Below are 20,733 nucleotides of genomic sequence, written 5' to 3'. Positions count from 1 at the left end.
ATTTTTTGTATCAAAATATTATGATACAACCGGAAGCACGATCGTGAAACAGCTTCCTTTGCCTTCTTCTGACTCGACTTCTATTTCCCCGTTCATCCGGTCTATAATGCCTCGACAGATGGAGAGCCCCAGACCGGTACCTTGGGCAAACTCGTTATGCTTATAGAAACGGGAGAAAATCATTTTCAGCTCATCTGGAGGCATGCCTATCCCGGAATCTTCCACGAAGATATGTACCACATTCTTGTCGGGGAAGTAACGGTAGCCGAGCTTTATATAGCCTGTTGAAGTAAATTTGTTGGCATTGGTCAGAAAGTTCGTGATGACTTGCTGCAGGCGCATCGTATCTACACAAATAGTAACATCTTCTTCCGGAAAGTCCCGGAGAAATTTCAACGAAGGTTTTACTTGCACACTGAAAGTCTGATAGCAAACGGAGACTACTGTACGTACATCCGTGTCAGTTAGGACAAAAGAGACGGCCCCCGAATCAATTCGCGACATTTCCAAAATATCGTTTATCAGATTAAGCAGGAGGTCATTATTAAGGTTAATGATATCTACAAATTCCTGCTTCTCTTCATCTGTCAGATTAGGATCCTTGATTAATATGTTCGAAAAACCGACAATGGCATTCAGCGGCGTGCGTATTTCATGACTCATGTTGTTGAGGAAGGATTGTTTCAACTCAGCACGTTCGGCCAGGAGACGGGCTTGTATCAATTCAGCTTCGCGATCTTTTATCTCCTGTATGTTTTGCAACAAACCAGTCACTACAAAAGAGTTATCGCCATTGTTGATATAGCTATAACGGAATTCCCACCATTCGTATTCTCCGCTGAATTTACAACGATATTCTTCTTTATAGTTAGAGTCCTTATGGTCTTGCAGGAAACCGGCGCGAAAACGTTCTTGATCATCGGGATGGATGAAGGTGAGAATCTGCTCCAGAGTGATAAATGTATGCGGATAGGCTATCAGTTCATAAAAATGAGAATCAAAACTAAGATTGCCTTTCACCTTTCGCCAGGCAAATGTCGTACCTCCTTCTATGGATAATTTGAGTGTCTTATGTTCATAAAGCAGGTTGCGCAAAGCTTCTTTCTTCCGTTTACGCTCACGTATGAGACCATACGTCAAAAAAACAATAACCAAAACTATGAACACTCCTCCCAGAATGATACCTGTGAGTATGTAATACCAGTAACGTACCGAGAAAGGAACGTACATCACCTGGTATTCGGGAAGTAAATTCCGGTCAGAAATATTGTAACGTCGCATTACGTTCCAGTTCAGTACGTATTGCTTCCGGCTTTGAGTTATCTGTTGCTCGGGCATTTTACCTTGTAGGCGCAGACTGATACCCTTTGCCATATCTTTCAACTGGGTTTCAAGGGTAGTGAAATAACCGCCCAGCATTTTATTATTAGTTCCAAATCCTTCATTAATAACAGCAAAAGAAGGGTTTGAGAAGAAGTCCGGCGCATTCTGAGAATTATAGGTACGCGAAGTTAACATCAGAAAGGTTTCGGAACCGCGTGCCACCTGCTGAATTGTACGGAGAGGCATCGTCTCGCTCATTAGGCGCATTACAATCGTTGTATCTATTTTTTCATTATAGAATGACTCTTTCTTTTCTTTGTAAGCATCTTTGATGACACGATGGGCAAAAATATGTTGCAATATGTCTCCTTCAAAAGTTTCTATCTTCGCATTATGACATTGTTCCTCCATATTAGCCCACATCTGGCTGTCAATCATACCGCTGCCGCTCATTACTACGATGCGCGATTTTCCCATAATATGTTCTATCATACGTATGGTACTGGTATAATCGGGTATATCGACGTAACCGGTGACGTTAGGATATTCACGAATCAATTCTATATCAGGATGATATACGCCGCTGAATACGACTGGTATATGGCGAAGTCTGGGATTCCCGCACTTCAACAGGGAATAGGTTGCCTGATTGTTGAATATGCCAATAGCGTCAACTCCCCATTTGTCCAATTCATCGATAAAAAAGGAGGCACGTGCCATTTCATCATGGTAAAGCAGTTCGTCGCTATTCATGAACAGTTCCTTCATTTCGAATGACACTCCATTGGTTTTCAGTTCTTTTTCCAGAATATGACGGTATCGGTCGGCATCATAATAATTTTTCTCATAAGAATGTATAATGGCTATTTTATAGCGACGGGCTGCACAAGTATATAGTGTTGACCCCAGAAAACAGGACAATAAAACAAATGTGCGAATTAATATTTTCATTCGCAGTATGTTCTTTATATTTATATTTCTTTTAGTAAAATACATATTTTAAGTTATTCGTCCGTTTCAGCTTAGTAAAGGACATTCGTGTTTAGATGAAATAATTCCACCAAATTTCATAAAAAGGAAACTATCCGTTAGGATATCTGAAGCCTCACAGCGAGCATCTCTTCAATTTTTTTGTACAGCAGATCAGGATTAATCGGTTTGGCTATATATCCATCGAATCCGGACTTTAAGATTTCTTGTTCATCCGAAGCAAAAGCATATGCTGTTACGGCAATTATGGGGACGTCAGGTGAAAAGTTGCGAATGCTGCCCTTAGCACCATATCCATCCAGAATGGGCATATTGATATCCATTAAAATAAGATTAGGCTTATGTTCTTTATAAAGTTCGACAGCCTCTTGTCCGTCCCAAGCATGCAGGATATTATATTCCTTTTTTAGAATGGCGTTCATAAACTTGAAATTACTGGGATTGTCTTCTGCAATGAGAATTGTGATATCTTTTTTGTGTATATGAACGCGTTCATGCTCAAGAATTGACTTTCTGATCTTTTTCTCCTCTTGCCGGTTCGGAACAGTAAACCAAAAAGTTGCTCCGTTGCCCACTTCCGACTCTACGCTAATCTCTCCTCCCATCCGCTCTACAATAGTCTGGCAGATAGGTAACCCCAGTCCCGTACCCTGTACAAAACGGTTAAGTTTGATAAATCGGGTGAAAATATCTTTCTGTTTATCTTTAGGAATACCACATCCGGTATCGGAAACGTAGAACCTGAGCATATTACCGGGTTGCAATGTATAGCCGATTGTAATCGTGCCACTATCGGTAAATTTGAGTGCATTGGTCATCAGATTAGTCATCACCTGATGCAGGCGGTTACGATCGGAGAGAATACAACACTCGGGTAAGCAGTCTTTGAATCGTACTTCTACTCCTTTAGGTTCGGCCCTCAATGTCATTGCATGAGTAATTTCCTCCAGCATTTCGTTAACGTCCACCGGTGCCTCAACGAATTCCATTGTTCCGGTTTCAATCTTCGAAAGGTCCAGTATATCGCTAATTAACTGAAGTAACAGGTCGTTATTATTCTCTATGATTTGAATATATTCTTCTTTTTCACTTTCATTATCCACCGTTGCGAGTAACCTCGAAAAACCGACAATGGCATTGAGCGGCGTGCGTATTTCATGACTCATATTTGCCAGAAATACAGATTTGAGACGGTTCGATTCTTCGGCCTGTTCTTTGGTCTCAATTAATTCCTGTTCCATCTGCTTCCGCTTAGTAATAATGTGCAGGGAACCGACTATCGTCAGCGGTTCACCGTTTTCAGAACGACCTTCCACAATCGCTTGTACTTCCACCCAGTCAATCTGAGGACTGGAAGCATCAGAACCTAATATTCTATATTCCTCATGAAATTTGGGGATATTATTCTTTAGAACATCATGGAATCTCTGTTGTATTCTCTCTAAATCCTCTTTATGGATTCTTTTCAAACATTCCTTTAAGGATATTGCAGTTGTACACATCTCTGGAATTGCCGTTGTGTTGTACAAGTTCAACGGAGGAACAGCATCCCAATAAATTATTTCTTCAGGTAAATTCATGTGCCAGGGAATGGTATCGGATACGCTGAGAACCAACTCCAACTTATGACTGGTCTCAACTTGCTCCTGCTGGGCTTTATTGAGTGCTTTAAGAGAACGAATGTAATTACGTATGAAGAAAGCGGCCAATAATATTACTACTGCTATTCCACAAAACAACAGCAGATATTTATGCTGCTGCCAGAAACTCTGCGGACGCCCCAGGAATACGCTGCCGGCAGGACAATCCTCTACCGAGAAATTGCGCTGTAGCAAGGATGGGTAATTGAATGTAGGAACTGGTTTTTCGGGAATGAAAAACGGAATATCCCGCGGCTGCACACCAGAACGAATTTGTGTAAAAATTTGTTGCAACCGGGCCAACAGTTCCGGTTCATCGTAAATACAGCCTCCGACCATGCCGCTGTTCTCCATTACAGCTTGCTTAAAAGCGAAAATCGGTATAGGGATATTGGCAATCACCCGAAACGAGTAGGTTTCCAGGATGGTCGCCCCTCCGACATTAGAGACACAGGACCAGGAAGAAAAAAGAACGCCTGTGGTTTCAGTATCAATGGTATTTAGCCTTGCCAGCAATTCTTCTGTAGTAATATCGGCTGCCGAAATGAATTCATATTCCAGATCGGGATATTGCTTTGCCATCATACGCTTCATATCATAATGAAGCTGTTGGTTTACGTAACAACCGTCGCCGAGCAGCAGCACTTTCTTAAGAGCCGGAATCATGTGTTTCAGCAGTTCAATATTATCACGCGGAAACAACCTGCTTTGAAGAAATGTGAGGTTGTATTTGTCGGCCAGTTCCGATATGAGAATACGCTTTTCTTCGGGTAACGCCGTTGTCTGTAATCTTGTCATATCCGGTGATACAAAGTCCATCTCGGCAGTTGCTATAACAGGTACATCACCCCAACGGGCACGGATATCTTTTAAAAGGATCAATACCGGATTGCCAATCAGCAATACAATCTTCGGCGCTCCGGAGGCATATTTAGCAAAGATATTTTGTTTGACCTTGTTGAATTCTTCCTGACTATCTATTAGCAGCGTATTAAGATGTTCAACATAGACAGCGGTCGTATTATCAACCGATAATTGTTTCTGCACCGAGTTAATTATAGCGTTGCTACATGGTGCATTTGAGGAATAAGTGTTGATAATTAACAAATAGTTGTCTTTAAAACCAGAAGTATCCCCCAACTGGGCATGAACTGTCACACCGAACCATAATCCAAAAATTAATATTATATATTTTTTCCAAGATGAAAGAATATTAGATATGTAGTATTGTCTCATAAAATTAACAAGTATAAAATATCCGTATAAATATATATATAGTAAACTTATTATTAATAAAAAACAAATGTAATCTAATATTTATTAACAGTAAAATACAGCAGATTATTCTATTTTAAACATGTTTAGCTCCGGTGAGAATTACTACAAGTAAACAACTGTATATTAATATTTTATTTTGAAATATGGAAAGCTGTACGGCATATTCTCCCAAATAAGCATATTAATCTTCTAATTCGACCCATCTCCAGAAAACATTAAAAAAAAGCGTATGTGTATCTTTAGTCCAGACTACATACGCTTTTCTTATCTATTCATTTAAAATCTGCTTTTCATTGCAGAAAAACTTTATTTCAAGCACTGTTAACTTCAGTAAATATGTATATTTTTACAACAGTATTAAAGATGTCAAAATCTGCTTTCACATAGTTTTTTATGTCTACTTCAATGTTCTTGGCTCAAAATAAGGCTTAAAAATCAGGAACTTTTGCAAAGAGAGGTTATCTCGCGGAAACACTCCTTCTTTATTCTCGTTCGTCATCATCAGGATTTTATGCCGGAAGTTTTGTTTACCGTCGTTCCTGTAGTATCTGAAGCATCTGCCTGAGCCGTAGTTTTATTTACTTCCCAATGGAACGGTTCGAATTGAGAATCGGGATCTTTCCAGCTGGGTTTTCTCGACGCATATATAATAAACGGAGCAGCTACCACAACGATACAGCCAATAAATAATACCGAATACCATACAGTACTGCTACCGGTAGCTATCTGGCTGGGAGGGATAAAGCTCAGCACAAAGGCCAGTAAAGAGCCGCAGAAACCTAATCCTGCAACGAACCAGATAAGGCCGTTCCCTTTATTTCCGATACGGAAAGGACGATTTGCCTTTTTCATATTATATCTCAGATAAATAGCGGCAGAGAACATGAGCAGGTACATAATTAGATATAACAGTACGGTAAGCTGAGACAATATCTGATAAAAACTTTGTACCGAAGGCATCACCACAAATAACAAACTTAAAAGAGTGACAGCAAGACCTTGCAGATACAGAATGTTCTTTTGAACGCCGATCTTATTGGATTTTTGAAAGAAAGGAGGAAGGTATCCGGCTTTTCCCACTGCAAAAATACCTTTTGACGGACCGGCGACCCATGTAAGCACCCCAGCCAATACTCCAAATGCCAGAGCGACAGCTATAACAGGAGAAAGCCACGACATGCGTATAAAATTAAAATAGTTGTCAAAACCTTCCAACAAACTCTGTGTTAGATTAATATCCTTTTGTGGAATAATAATACCGAGAGAGAAAGTTCCCAACACAAAAATCAGTACGGTCACAGCCGAACCTATGAAAACGGCTTTAGGATAGTTCTTGGAAGGATTTTCCATATCTTTCACGTGGATACCTCCCATTTCCATACCGGCATAAAACAAAAAGATACTGGAAGCGAGAACCAGATTATCGAACTTCGTGAAATCGGGAAAGAAACTACCTGAAAAATCCATATTCGACTGCCCCCCCATAGCGAGATACGCGATAGCCAATATCACCAGTAATGCCGCCGGAATAATCGTACCGACCATACCTCCGACTTTTGCAACCTTACCGACCCAATTCAAGCCTTTCATAGAAATAAAGGTAGCAAGCCAGTAAATAACCAGCACTACAGCCAGCGTATAATATTTATTCGAAGCCAGCAACATATCCTGCGAATGATCCATTCCTATAAATGCAATAGATACAGCACCGAAAGTCAATACGGTAGGATACCAGATCGTACTTTCGATCCATTGTAACCAGATAGCCAAAAAACCGAGCTTCTTGCCGAAAGCTTCTCCAACCCAGCGGAAGACACCTCCTTGCTTGTCCTGAAACATTGCCGCCAGCTCCGCTGCTACCAAAGCCGTAGGTATCAGGAAAACAATCGCTGCAAACAGATAATAAAACGCGGAACTTAATCCATATTCGGCTTCGGCAGGTAGACCTCTTAATGAAACTACTGCCGTAACATTCATGATGGCCAGGGTAAACACCCCTAACTTCACTGTTTTTCCAATATTCGCCATAAATTTAATATATTAAAGTATTCTATAATAACCTTTATCTGAGGTTATAACAAGAGAAGATTATATTAGTTTCCCAGCCATATTTTTTTAACGGTACACAGTTAATAAGGATAAATAAACAAACTGCCAGAGACAATTGTTTCTTATTCCATATCACATATATATCTATCTGATATTTATAATATTTAATTATGAAAACTGCTCTTTCTGATTTTATTTATGTTAAAAAAGGAATATACGGCATATTGCATGTCTTTATCTTACTTTTGTCCCTGTTCCTTATTATTATTATATCCATAGATACGTTCAACAATCTGCCGTTCCTTACGCAAGGTCCTTACCTTAAAATACAATTTTGGGTATGCATGTTTTTTATTCTGGATTTCCTTCTGGAGTTTTTCCTGTCACGGCATAAATGGCATTACCTGCGTACTCATCTTATATTTTTGATTGTATCCATTCCTTATGTGAACATTATCAACTATTACCACATTACTTTTTCTCCCGAAATAAACTATTTCCTGAGATTCGTACCTCTCATCCGGGGCGGATATGCCATGGCCATCGTGGTAGGCTGGCTTACGTCAAGTAAAGCCAGCAGCTTATTCATTTCTTATATAACAATGTTACTTGCGACGGTTTACTTTTCAAGTATGATATTTTTCGTACTGGAACATAAAGTAAATCCTATGGTACATCAGTACAGCGACGCTTTATGGTGGGCTTTTATGGACGTTACTACTGTGGGGTCTAATATATACGCCATGACCGTTACGGGTAAAGTCCTGTCGGTCGTATTAGCTGCTTTAGGCATGATGATGTTCCCGATCTTTACAGTATACGTTACCAGCCTCGTACAGCAGGCTAATGAAAACAGGAAAAAATATTACGAAGAAAATAAAGCCGAAACTTCCCCTGCCGATTCTCCAAACGAAAACCAAATAAAAAAGGAAGCCGACTGACTTCCTTTTTCTATAATATTTATTCGGTAATAGTTACTCTTTCGGAACGGAATACATTCAGTTCCAGCTTATTCATAATGTATTTAATAGCTAACTGGGCTTTTACAGAATTTCCTGCGTCATCGATAGGCGGTGCAAAAGCAGCAATACCGAACAGTCCGGGGAGAACACCCATTACGCCACCGCCGACACCTGTCTTAGCAGGTATACCGGAAGTATAAAGCCAATCGCCCGTATGTTCATAGAATCCTACCGTTGCGATCAACGAAACGATATTCGGCGCAAGTTTCGCATCGAACACCTGTTTTTTCGTAACAGGATTCACACCGTTAGAGGCAATCGTAGCAGCACATATAGATAACTGCGCAGCTGTAATTCCTAATGAACACTGACGTGTATACAGGTCCAGAGACATCGTGGGATCGTCATAAATACGGTTATAATTCTTCAACAACCACGCAATGGAACGGTTATTGAAATTCGTATCGGATTCCGATTTATATAATTCGTCTATGAGATGAGGTGCGCTTCCGCACAGATCGGTTATATTATCAACGATAGCTTTCCATTTTCCGTCAGAATCTCCTAACGGCTTAACCATACTATCAGCTACAATTGCACCGGCATTCACCAGCGGAGTGGACGGGTGATCATTCTCCAGCAGTATGGCAAAAATAGAATTGAAAGGCAAACCGGTCGCATCTGCACCTATCTTTTGAAGTAATTGTTCTGCTCCGTACTGCCGCAGTACAAGAATAGCAGTATGTACCTTGGAAACGGATTCAATACCGAACTGATATTCCGAATCTCCCAGTTGTATTATTTTACCGTCGGTAAGGCAAACACTGATACCGAAAAGATTTTTGTCAATGTTCGCCAGATAAGGAATATAATCGGCATTCTTGCCTTCCGTATTATTTTTATAAAGGTCATAAGCTTCTTGTACGGCTTCCTTTATTTGAGCTACGGTTATTGTTTTATCCATATATTTAATATTTGGACCAGAGCCTTGCATCTCTATAAAAAGATATAAGGCTCTGGCTGTTTCCTATTTACCGGTATGATTAAATACCTTGGTTTTTACTTTTTCATTTTTATCCTGGGCAATACGTGTAGATGTAGGATATTCCAGTTTTTCCAGCTCGCCTATAGCTGCTTTGATATCATTCAGCAACATATCGGCCATATCCCGGCTGAAACCCTGACGTACAACGACACGCATAACTACATAATTCTGTATATTTTCCGGTAACGTATAAGCCGGAACCATCCAACCGTGCTGTGACAATTTATCCTGCAGATCATAAAGCGTCCACTTAGCTTTTGCCGCATATTCGGGTTTCATGTACCAAATAAATAACGGATTTACGACTTGTTCGCTATAATTCACGAACGGTTCCATCTTGGCAATTTCGTCGTGAATATATTGAGTAATCTGCATCGAATTATATTGTACGGCTTTGTACCCTTCAAATCCCAAACGGATAAACTGATAATACTGGCCGAGTATCTGAGCGGCCGGACGTGAGAAGTTCAATCCTACCTGGGTAATATCGGCTCCCAGATAATTTACGCTGAACGACATTTCACCCGGAAGATATTTTTTGTCTTTCCATACTACCCATCCGAGACCCGGATATACGAGTCCGAACTTATGTCCAGACGTACTGATGGAGAGAACCCATTTCAAGCGGAAATCCCACTTTGTTTCAGGATTCAGGAACGGAAGTATAAATCCGCCTGTAGCGGCATCCACATGGATAGGTATTTCATAACCTGTCTTGGCGTTATATGCATCCAAAGCATTGTCCAGAGCTTCTACATCATCATTCAGGCCTGTCCAGGTAACCCCTTGGATAGGAACAATACAGATGGTATTTTCATCACACATCTTAAGTGCTTCCTCCGGATCCAATGTCGTTTTTTCCAACGTTAAAGGAACCTGACGCATCTCAATCTGCCATAACTGTGCAAATTTTTCCCATACGACCTGGAAACCGGATGAAATAACGAAATTAGGTTTATCAGTCGGTTTTCCTTGCGCTTCTCTTCTTTTACGCCAGCGTAACCAAGCAGCAACTCCTCCCAGCATACAAGCTTCGGATGAACCTATAGCCAGAGCTCCGCTTTTCCATTTTGCCTGCTCGGGTGTATTCCACAGATTAGCCACGATATTTATACACTTACCGTTCATAACGGCAATACGGGGATATTCCGTTTCGTCAATGTAATTGATATTAATAGCTTCGTTCATCAATTTAGTTGCATATTCGTCCATATAAGTGGTAACGAATGTTGCAAGATTCAATCGGGGTTGTGTTTGTGCAAAAGTCTCGTCCTTAACCATTTGATAGGCAACCTGGGGAGTTGTAGGACCATCGGGAATTTTGTCTACCGGAGCGGGTTGTAACATCTCATTAGAACCGAATACTGGTGTCTTAGCATCACCGTTTCTCAAATTTTCATCTTTCATATTACTATAATTTTACGAATAAAAAAACTCTGATTTATTTTCATTAATCCGACTAAATTGAAAACATATATACGAGCCGAAGGTTTGATGATTTTCATTATTCCTACACATTTTGAATTTTATTATCATCCAGTAAACAATACATCCGGATGAAAAATAACAGATCGTTACACCGGTCTTCTCAAACTTTCAATATTCTATTTTGTTTTTTATAATAAAATCGAAAAACAAACAGAACGGCAATATGAAAATTCAAACCGGCCAGGGAACTATTCCCCTTATTACACTTATATGTATATGGTCCATATCGGCTCTTAACGCATTACCAGGATTAGCGGTATCTCCGATACTGGGTAAACTATCGGTAATATTTCCTAAAGCATCCGAACTGGACATTCAAATGCTCACATCGCTGCCCTCCTTGTTAATAATACCGTTCATAATACTCTCGGGAAAACTGACGGAACGCATTAATAACATATGGCTGTTACAATCAGGGCTTCTTATATTTGCACTGAGCGGTCTTTTATATCTTTTATCATCCAAGATCAGCCAGCTCATTATCATAAGTGCATTACTGGGTATAGGTTCGGGGTTAATCGTACCTCTTTCTACAGGGCTCATCTCCCGGTATTTCGTTGGTCCATACCGGACTAAACAATTCGGGCTAAGCTCTTCTATTACCAATATTACCCTTGTACTGGCTACCTCCCTTACCGGATACCTGGCAGAAATTAACTGGCATCTTCCTTTCCTGGTTTATCTACTGCCTATCATTTCCTTTGTGCTTTCTTTCTACCTTAAAAAGAATTTGTCGGACGACATGAAAAAGCAATCGTCCGAGAACTCCGTTCCGGGAAGTTTATCGCCTGAATTAACTATCAACGGAAAAAAAGGAATCCAGACCGACCGCCTTATACAAATCATGCTTTTTTACGGATTAGTAACCTATTTGGTTATTATAGTCAGTTTCAATCTGCCATTCCTGATGAAAGAATACAATTTTACCAGTGGAAATTCAGGCATTATGATCTCTTGTTTTTTCCTGGCTATCATGGCTCCCGGACTTTTCCTGAACAAGATCATCGATATATGTAAACAGAAGACTAAATTCTACAGTCTGATATCTATCGCTTTAGGCATGGCTCTAATCCTTCTCACCCGTTCCGAATGGCTTATCGGCACAGGCTGTATATTAACAGGTTTGGGATACGGGGTGATACAGCCTGTTATCTATGATCAAACGACCCGCACTGCCATTCCCCAAAAAGTAACATACGCCTTAGCTTTCGTCATGGCTATGAATTATCTGGCAATTTTATTATGTCCCTTCATTATCGATTTTTTCAAATCTTTATTTCATATTCAAACTCAGCAATTCGCTTTCATATTTAACCTCATCATCACCTTAATTATGGCATTTTTTGCTTATACAAAACAAAATTCATTTTTATTCGACGACAAAAACCAATAACATATAACTATGAAAAATAAAAAGACAGAAGCTAATATCAGCATGATCGTCTCGAAAACATTCAGCGGATTAAACATGAATGCATTAAAATATCTGATGCCTTTCTGGATGGCTCCTCTTACCGGGGTAACCATCCGGTGCACGTTTGCGGCCATTGTTTTCTGGATCATCGGATTTTTTGCCCCGAAAGAAACATCTACCCGTAAAGAAAAAATTTATCTGTTTCTTCTGGGAGCTATAGCCATATATGGTTTTATGTTTTTTTATCTGAGCGGATTAAGCAAGACAACGCCTGTCTCGAGTTCCATCTTTTCTTCATTGCAACCTATATGGGTATTTGTAATAGCCGTTCTGTTTTTTAAAGAAAAGATAACGTCCATAAAACTAATAGGAATACTTACCGGGCTAGGTGGCGCATTATTATGCATTTCCACCCAAAAAAGCGACGATCTGGCTTCGGATGCGCTGACTGGCAATATTTTGTGTCTCGTAAGCTCTATCGCTTATGCCATATATCTCATCATCAGCCATCGGATATTAAAATCGGTGGGAATATTCACCATGCTGAAATATACTTTCGGTGGTGCGGCTTTTACCGGTATCATCGTCACCGGGATAACCGGTTTCGATGCGCGGGTTCTTTCGGACCCAATTTCATGGAAACCATTATCTATTTTATTATTTGTTCTCATATTCCCTACCGTTATCAGTTACCTGCTCATGCCTATAGGTTTAAAATATCTGAAAACTACACTGGTCGCAATCTATGGCTATATTATCCTTATTGTTGCGACCATCGTATCTTTAGCTCTCGGACAAGACCGGTTCAGCTGGACACAACTGGCTGCTATCCTACTTATCTGTTGCGGAGTTTATTTTGTAGAGATAGCTGAAAATAAAGATGATAAGCCTTCAGATCCTGAAAACAAGAACGTCTTATCTCAGGAAACCGGGAATGTAAATTAAAACAGATTACTTATATAAAATACAATTATATAATATGGAAACTTTCAACCAACTGGATATTCATTTTCTCATTGCGGCTATCTGTGTTATTTCATCGGCTCTGGTATTTTACACAATAGGGGTATGGGGAGAACGCCTGCAAAAGAAATTGAAAGCATGGCATCTTATCTTTTTCATAGCCGGACTTTGCTCCGATAGGAACTGCCCTGATGGAACATATAGCGCATCTTACCCATTTACACGACCGTGTACATACGATAACAGGACTGATCGCCATTATCTTAATGTTCATCCATGCCGGCTGGGCGGTATGGACTTATTTCAAAGGGACTCCTCAAGCAAAAGCTCATTTCAACAGGTTCAGCATTTTTGTATGGTGTATCTGGCTTATCCCTTATTGCATAGGTATATACATAGGTATGTCTTTACACAAATAAGCAGGTATCAACGGGAACGAACCAGTAATCGATAAATAATGTATTTGAAAAGCCGGAGAATGTTTAAATTCTCCGGCTTTCCAGCATATCTTCAGGCACGAAAAGTATCCGGGTCGGGACCTTTATGCGTATCTTTTATTTGTGAGATATAATGCATATCTTCGGGACTTAACTCGAAGTCAAATATTTTTGTATTCTCTTCGATACGAGATGGGGTAACCGACTTCGGCAATGGTATTATTCCCCGCTGTAAATGCCATCTTAAACAGATCTGGGCAATTGTCTTATGATATTTCCGTGCAAGATTCTCCAGGTCGTTCGTCTTAAACAAATGTCCCTGCCCCAGCGGCCCCCAGGCTTCCACAAGAATATCATGAGCTTTACAATAGTCTACCGTCTCATCCTGATTCAGCCCGGGATGTATTTCTATCTGGTCGACCGCAGGCAGGATTTCGGCTGATTCCATCAACACTTTTAAATGATGAGGTTTAAAATTACTGACTCCTATTGCACGGATACGTTTATCCTTATATAATTTCTCCATTGCGCGCCAGGTATCATGTATCATCTGTGCCCAATCTTCATCATGTCCTTTGGCTACAGGCCAATGGATAAGGTATAAATCCAAATAATCCAGTGTTAGCTCTTCCATGGTTTTATCAAATGCATATAATGTAGAATCATATCCTTGTTTATTATTCCACAGCTTGCTGGTAATAAATATATCTTTCCGCAAAATATCACTTTCGATAATCGCGGTTCCCACACTCTTTTCATTCTTATATACGGCAGCCGTATCGATCAGACGATAACCGGTCTTTAAAGCTTCTTTCACAGCTCTTACCGCTGTTTCACCATCGGGCGTCAAATACGTGCCGAAACCTATACATGGTATATTAACGCCATTCCTTAACGCATAGGAATCTTTTAATGAGGTCATTTCCATTATAATTCATTTTTAAATAAAACAACATCATAATACCGGAATATATCCGGTATTATGATGTTATAATCTCTCCGGGCTCAAAAAGGTTGCGTCCATTATTTATATTTAATATCCCTGTCCTGATATGCCGGAATAAAAACAACACATTTGATTTTAACAAGCGGCAATATTCTGTTAAAATATGAAAGGAGCAACTCTCGCAATAGCCGGATACCGATCGTATCATTATCTTTCCCCATATCATCTGTTCTATAGCTTTTACTCCGCATGTTTACCTAAATGAATTATAAAGAAGTCCTATGATTTATAAATATTAAATCGTACTTTTGCAAAAATTTGGACAAACAGAAATACAATAATACAATGAGTCTATTGGATTTAAGTGAACAAGAAATTATCCGTCGTAACAGTCTGGATGAAATGCGCCGCCTGGGTATCGAGCCGTATCCGGCCGCCGAATATATGGTAAACGCTTTTACCAAAGAAATAAAAGAAAGTTTCAAAGATGAAGATAAACCGCGTCAGGTATCGGTAGCAGGCCGTATCATGAGCCGCCGTATCATGGGTAAAGCGTCTTTTATCGAACTCAAGGATTCGGAAGGCCGTATCCAGATATACATTTCCCGTGACGACCTTTGCCCGGATGAAAATAAAGAACTATATAACACCGTATTTAAAAAGTTACTGGATATAGGAGATTTCATAGGAATAAAAGGATATGTATTTCGCACACAAATGGGAGAGATCACTATCCATGCACAGGAATTGACCGTACTTTCCAAGTCCTTACGGCCATTACCTGTGGTAAAAGTAAAAGACGGCGTGACCTATGATGCCTTTTCCGATCCGGAACTTCGTTACCGCCAACGCTATGTGGACCTGATTGTGAACGAAGGTGTCAAAGATATCTTTCTGAAGCGTACCAAGATATTCAATACTATGCGTGAGTTCATCAATTCTCATGGTTATGTAGAAGTAGATACACCCGTACTGCAAGCTATTCCCGGAGGAGCTGCTGCACGTCCGTTCATCACTCATCATAATGCCCTGGATATTCCTTTATACCTACGTATCGCCAACGAATTATATCTGAAAAGACTCATCGTAGGAGGTTTCGAAGGTGTGTACGAGTTTTCCCGTGATTTCAGAAATGAAGGTATGGACCGTACCCATAATCCGGAATTCACCGTTATGGAAATGTACGTTTCATATAAGGATTACAACTGGCTGATGGACTTCACCGAACGAATGCTAGAGAAAATATGTATTGCCGTAAACGGCACGACAGAAGTTATGATAGGGGAAAATCAGGTAAGCTTTAAAGCCCCTTTCAAAAAGGTGACTATGATAGACGCCATAAAAGAACATACCGGAGTGGATATATCGGGAATGGAAGAACCTGAATTAAGAGAAGTATGTAAAAGTATAGGTGTAGAGGTAGATGAAACAATGGGTAAAGGTAAGATCATCGACGAAATATTCGGTGAAAAATGCGAAGGCAATTACATACAGCCTACATTCATCACGGACTATCCTATTGAAATGTCTCCCCTTACCAAAAGACACAGGAACAACCCGCAACTCACGGAACGGTTCGAACTGATGGTAAACGGAAAAGAACTTGCCAACGCTTATTCCGAGCTGAACGACCCTATCGATCAGCGCGAACGTTTTCAGGAACAACTCCGTTTATCTGAAAAGGGTGATGATGAAGCCATGTTCATAGACCAGGATTTCTTACGCGCATTGGAATACGGTATGCCTCCTACTGCCGGAATAGGTATAGGAATGGATCGTCTTACTATGCTCATGACGAACCAGACGACCATTCAGGAAGTACTTCTGTTTCCACAAATGAGACCGGAAAAAGTACAGAAACGTGATACAGATACAGCCTATACGGCACTGGGCATTCCCGCAGAATGGATCGCACCTTTGCAAAAAGCCGGTTATTTAACCATTGATGCATTAGCCGAAGCTAATCCCAACAAGTTGCAACAAGAAATATGCGGAGTAAATAAAAAATATAAACTGGAACTGAACAACCCTTCAAACGACGATGTTAAATCTTGGGTAGAACGGGCAAAAGAAGCATAGAGCAAATGAACAACAAACCGGGTAAAATAGCCATAATGGGGGGAGGTAGCTGGGCTACCGCCCTTGCTAGGCTACTGCTTAACAATACCGACAGCATTCTATGGTATATGCGCCGAGACGACCGGATAGAGGACTTCAAGAAAACAGGACATAATCCTGCCTATTTATCCGATGTGTGTTTTGATGTCAACCGTATCGAATTCAGTTCCGATATCAATGAAATAGCCGCGAAAGCAGATACGATAGTGATAGTTACTCCCTCTCCATATATGAAGGAGCATCTGAAGAAGCTGACTACCGACATAAGTAACAAACTGGTCGTTAGTGCCGTTAAAGGAATCGTCCCGGATGAAAATCTTATCATTACCGAATACCTGAGAGATTTTTATCATATTCCTAAAGAAAATCTTGTCGTCATCAGCGGACCATGCCATGCTGAAGAAGTCGCATTGAAAAGACTGTCATATCTCACGATAGGAAGCTATGACACAGACAATGCCTCCTTAGTCTCTGAAAAACTCGCCTGCGATTACCTCAAAACGGTTATATCGGCAGATGTATCGGGTATCGAATACGGAGCTGTTTTAAAGAACGTATATGCAATTGCAGCCGGAATATGTCATGGAATGAAAGCCGGCGATAATTTTCAGGCCGTACTGATGTCCAATTCTATCAAGGAGATGAGCAGATTCTTACAAATCGTAAATCCTGTTCCCCGGAATATCTGTGATTCGGTATACCTGGGAGATTTACTGGTTACCGCCTATTCACGTTTCAGCCGCAACCATAACTTCGGTTCCATGATAGGACGGGGATATGCGGTAAAAGCTGCCCAGATGGAAATGGAAATGATAGCGGAAGGCTATTACGGAACCAAATGCATGAAAGAGATTAACGAACGATATCATGCAGATATGCCCATCTTGGATGCCGTATATAACATTTTATATAAAAAGACACGGCCCAAGGATGCATTTAACGGTTTTATAGACTCGTTGATTTAATTAATGAATCTTATTATATATCCTTATGAAAACAATACAATTAAACATTGACAAAGCTTTAGGCACAGTTTCCAAAGAACAGATTTTCGCTTTACGAAACAAAGCAGAGAACGGCATGGAACAACTTCATAAAGGAACCGGAAAGGGAAACGATTTCCTTGGTTGGCTTAATTTACCGACAGAAATATCGGAAGAACATCTTTCAGATCTGGAAAAGACCGCACATAATCTAAAAGAAAAATGTGAAATAGTTGTTGTTATAGGTATCGGCGGAAGTTACCTGGGGGCTAAAGCAGTTATTGAAGGGTTATCCGATTCATTTGCACACTTACGCAAGACTCATAACAATCCTATTGTGCTTTTTGCCGGACAAAACATAGGAGAAGACTATCTGTACGAACTACAATCATTATTAAAAGACCGCAAATTCGGCATTGTAGTTATCTCCAAATCAGGGACGACCACAGAACCGGCCATCGCATTCCGTTTATTAAAAGAACAACTCGAATCTCAGGTAGGTAAAGAGGAAGCAAAGCAGCTTATTGTAGCTATAACAGACGAAAAAAAAGGAGCCCTGCGAAAACTCTCAGAGACAGAAGGATATAAGACATTTATTATTGCAGATAATATAGGCGGACGTTTTTCCGTCCTTTCTCCCGTAGGTTTTCTACCCATTGCGATTGCCGGATTCGATATCCGCCAGTTAGTGACCGGAGCTGTGAAAATGGAAAAAGACTGTGGAGAGGACATTCCTTTCGAAAAAAATCCGGCTGCAATATACGCTGCAACACGCAACGCATTGTACCAGAACGGTAAAAAAATAGAGATCCTGGTAAATTTCAATCCTAAATTGCATTTCTTCTCGGAATGGTGGAAGCAATTATACGGAGAAAGTGAAGGAAAAGATCATCTGGGTATTTTCCCGGCATCAGTAGATTTTACTACCGACCTGCATTCCATGGGACAATGGATTCAGGATGGTGAACGTACTATCTTCGAAACGGTTCTTTCCGTAAATGAAATGCAACATAAGGTTATTATTCCATCCGACAAGGATAATCTGGACGGTCTGAATTTCCTTGCAGGAAAACGTGTGGATGAAGTAAATAAAATGGCAGAACTGGGAACGCAGATTGCCCACGTGGACGGTGGTGTACCCAACCTTAAAATAGAAGTTCCTGCCCTTAATGAGTATTGTCTGGGACAATTGATTTATTTCTTTGAAAAAGCCTGTGGTATAAGCGGATATATCCTGGGAGTAAACCCGTTCAACCAACCTGGTGTGGAAGACTATAAACGAAATATGTTCGCATTGCTCGACAAACCCGGCTATGAAGAGGAAAGCAAAGCTATACGTGCTAAAATATAATTAAGCATCTTATATAAAAAGGCTTATCTAAATAGATAAGCCTTTTTATATTTAATCAACACTACCGGATTATTCCTGTTCTGCTTCATCAGAGACAGCTTCAGTCAAAGCTTCTTCTTCCGTTCTCGTCAGCATACGATAAGATACGGCCACGGCATAGCCTGAAATAATTATCGTAACAAAGATTCCTACTATTAATGCGATAAAGCCCACGATATTCAGAAGCAAAAGCAGACAACAGAATCCTATAAGAGCCGGCATATTTCCCGATGTCATTTTCCAACTCTGTCCCAGCGACTCCATCACTCCCGTATTCTTGTCTATCATCAAAAACGGCGCGTACATCCATCTTATACCCAAATAAATAACCGGAATAGCAGTTAGTGCCAGAATCCACAATATACCTAAAACAGCAGTATAGTCTCCTGTAACGATTCCGCTCAAAGCGGCTAACCCTGTCCCCATCAAAGCACATGGAAGAAATACGATCATCCATACGAAAAACAAAATAAAATTCGTCACAATATACAATCCTAAATAAGGAAAGAATTTTCCCGAAACTTCTTTAAATACAGAAAATTCCGGTTCAATATCTTCAGTAGCATTCAACAATATTTTATTATATCCTAACTGATAGAAGATCGATACTACAAGTATAAGCAAATACACAATAAAATAACGCACTCCCATTTCATTGCCCTGTAATGCGGAGAGAATGAACGACAAAACACCATAAGCAATAATAAGTCCCAGAGTAACAATAAAATAACTTTTTGTCAAGTCCCATCCTTTTTTAATAGCCTCGACCGGAGAAAAAAATAATGATTTCATTTTCTATTTATATTAAGTTTATTTTTTACAATTTGCATGTAAATATATTTATAATTTTCAGAATCCATGATTTTAAAGACCATTTTTTATAAACGTTTATATTCTCCGTACAAAACATTATTCAGTCTCATAACATAATAATCGGTTTCAGGAGATTTTATCAACCAATATTTCATCCTCAACAATTTCAAACTCCTGCAATATTTCATAAGATACAGTAAAAGTATGGAATGTAACGGCTAAAGATACGACCAACCCTATACCTAACGCCAACAACCCTAAAATGTTGATGCCTATTAGCATAATCCACATCAGTATCAATTTCCCAGTAAATCCGTGGGTAAGAATCCAACTTTCCGCCAATGCATCATCCGCTCCCAGATTCTTATCGGTAACAGCATATAAAGCATAGGATAAACGAACAACAACATAATAGGCCGGTACGACCGCAATGGCCAGAGAGATAAGGAACCATCTTAAAAGTATATCGGGATAAATGGGCGGAACAAGTCCTCTTAACACTGTTGACAACATAGCCAGAACCAAAGCGACAAAACCGGTAGCGACGATTACCGATGGTAATAAAAGAATAGATGGTCCTATTTTCCTTATCGCTCCGAACGATGCATACAAATCCGGTTTCTCTCCCCGGGCCACAGCCAAAAGAAATTTGTCAAAACCTATAAAGAAAAATAAAGTGATCAATAAAAGTACCGTAGCAGATATCCAGAATCGAAACGCCGCCGGTTTTGTACCGGCTAATACCACACAAAAAACTGCGAGAACAAGATACAGGCCCAAAAGCCCCACAGAAACAAAAAAGTGTTTTTTAGTCAAAGCCCATCCTTTCTTTAAGGCTTCGAGCGGAGAAAATGTCAATGCTTCCATAGCGAATCGTATTAGAAGGTTGATTAC

General features: G+C 40.1%; 14 protein-coding genes and 1 pseudogene. 7 read left to right on the top strand and 8 right to left on the bottom strand.

The window, feature by feature from the left end:
* Positions 1–18: 18 nt before the first annotated feature.
* The 3 genes from OCV73_RS10690 to gadC all read right to left on the bottom strand — a co-directional run bounded on the left by OCV73_RS10690 (position 19) and on the right by gadC (position 7,259).
* Positions 19–2,274, bottom strand: coding sequence for a sensor histidine kinase (locus tag OCV73_RS10690; RefSeq protein WP_167551256.1), 2,256 nt, complete (start codon positions 2,272–2,274; stop codon positions 19–21).
* A gap of 137 nt (positions 2,275–2,411) precedes the next feature.
* On the bottom strand, positions 2,412–5,189 hold the full coding sequence (locus OCV73_RS10685) for a PAS domain-containing hybrid sensor histidine kinase/response regulator (protein WP_147552051.1): 2,778 nt from the start codon (positions 5,187–5,189) through the stop codon (positions 2,412–2,414).
* A gap of 543 nt (positions 5,190–5,732) precedes the next feature.
* Positions 5,733–7,259: a putative glutamine/gamma-aminobutyrate antiporter GadC gene (gene gadC / locus OCV73_RS10680; protein ID WP_147552049.1), complete on the bottom strand. Its 1,527-nt coding sequence runs from the start codon at positions 7,257–7,259 to the stop codon at positions 5,733–5,735.
* A gap of 191 nt (positions 7,260–7,450) precedes the next feature.
* Between gadC and OCV73_RS10675 the strand changes: the two genes are divergently transcribed.
* Positions 7,451–8,221 (top strand): potassium channel family protein, encoded by a 771-nt coding sequence (locus tag OCV73_RS10675; protein ID WP_147552047.1) that lies wholly within the window; start codon positions 7,451–7,453, stop codon positions 8,219–8,221.
* A gap of 19 nt (positions 8,222–8,240) precedes the next feature.
* Here the strand turns inward: OCV73_RS10675 and glsA are convergent, their stop codons facing one another.
* Together glsA and OCV73_RS10665 are read right to left on the bottom strand one after the other, a co-directional pair.
* Positions 8,241–9,206 (bottom strand): glutaminase A, encoded by a 966-nt coding sequence (gene glsA / locus OCV73_RS10670; protein ID WP_147552046.1) that lies wholly within the window; start codon positions 9,204–9,206, stop codon positions 8,241–8,243.
* Between the two features lie 63 nt (positions 9,207–9,269).
* The gene (locus tag OCV73_RS10665) at positions 9,270–10,694 is read right to left on the bottom strand and encodes a glutamate decarboxylase (RefSeq protein WP_147552044.1); all 1,425 of its coding nucleotides are present in this window, start codon (positions 10,692–10,694) and stop codon (positions 9,270–9,272) included.
* Positions 10,695–10,938: 244 nt separating this feature from the next.
* Here OCV73_RS10665 and OCV73_RS10660 point away from each other — a divergent pair, with 244 nt between their 5' ends.
* From OCV73_RS10660 to OCV73_RS10650, 3 genes and pseudogenes are all read left to right on the top strand, one after another.
* Positions 10,939–12,168, top strand: coding sequence for an MFS transporter (locus tag OCV73_RS10660; protein ID WP_147552042.1), 1,230 nt, complete (start codon positions 10,939–10,941; stop codon positions 12,166–12,168).
* A gap of 9 nt (positions 12,169–12,177) precedes the next feature.
* Entirely contained in the window at positions 12,178–13,134 is a 957-nt protein-coding gene (locus tag OCV73_RS10655; RefSeq protein ID WP_147552040.1) for a DMT family transporter, read from the top strand.
* A gap of 34 nt (positions 13,135–13,168) precedes the next feature.
* A pseudogene (locus tag OCV73_RS10650) lies at positions 13,169–13,571 on the top strand (HsmA family protein).
* 91 nt (positions 13,572–13,662) lie between these two features.
* Here OCV73_RS10650 and OCV73_RS10645 read toward each other — a convergent pair.
* Positions 13,663–14,517, bottom strand: a complete 855-nt coding sequence (locus tag OCV73_RS10645) for an aldo/keto reductase (RefSeq protein ID WP_317244123.1) — start codon at positions 14,515–14,517, stop codon at positions 13,663–13,665.
* Positions 14,518–14,880: 363 nt separating this feature from the next.
* Between OCV73_RS10645 and lysS the strand changes: the two genes are divergently transcribed.
* The 3 genes from lysS to OCV73_RS10630 are packed head-to-tail and all read left to right on the top strand — an operon-like array spanning position 14,881 to position 18,987.
* The gene (gene lysS, locus OCV73_RS10640) at positions 14,881–16,614 is read left to right on the top strand and encodes a lysine--tRNA ligase (protein ID WP_147552036.1); all 1,734 of its coding nucleotides are present in this window, start codon (positions 14,881–14,883) and stop codon (positions 16,612–16,614) included.
* Positions 16,615–16,619: 5 nt separating this feature from the next.
* Positions 16,620–17,618: an NAD(P)H-dependent glycerol-3-phosphate dehydrogenase gene (locus OCV73_RS10635; RefSeq protein ID WP_147552034.1), complete on the top strand. Its 999-nt coding sequence runs from the start codon at positions 16,620–16,622 to the stop codon at positions 17,616–17,618.
* Positions 17,619–17,643: 25 nt separating this feature from the next.
* The gene (locus OCV73_RS10630) at positions 17,644–18,987 is read left to right on the top strand and encodes a glucose-6-phosphate isomerase (RefSeq protein WP_147552033.1); all 1,344 of its coding nucleotides are present in this window, start codon (positions 17,644–17,646) and stop codon (positions 18,985–18,987) included.
* 69 nt (positions 18,988–19,056) lie between these two features.
* Here the strand turns inward: OCV73_RS10630 and OCV73_RS10625 are convergent, their stop codons facing one another.
* Both OCV73_RS10625 and OCV73_RS10620 read right to left on the bottom strand, forming a co-directional pair.
* On the bottom strand, positions 19,057–19,818 hold the full coding sequence (locus OCV73_RS10625) for a glycerophosphoryl diester phosphodiesterase membrane domain-containing protein (RefSeq protein ID WP_147552031.1): 762 nt from the start codon (positions 19,816–19,818) through the stop codon (positions 19,057–19,059).
* A gap of 147 nt (positions 19,819–19,965) precedes the next feature.
* On the bottom strand, positions 19,966–20,706 hold the full coding sequence (locus tag OCV73_RS10620) for a hypothetical protein (RefSeq protein WP_147552029.1): 741 nt from the start codon (positions 20,704–20,706) through the stop codon (positions 19,966–19,968).
* Positions 20,707–20,733 lie beyond the last annotated feature (27 nt).

The organism is Barnesiella propionica (assembly GCF_025567045.1).
Lineage (GTDB): Bacteria > Bacteroidota > Bacteroidia > Bacteroidales > Barnesiellaceae > Barnesiella_B > Barnesiella_B propionica.
The sequence above is the reverse complement of the archived record's forward strand: the minus strand, read 5'-3'. Positions and strand labels throughout refer to the sequence as shown.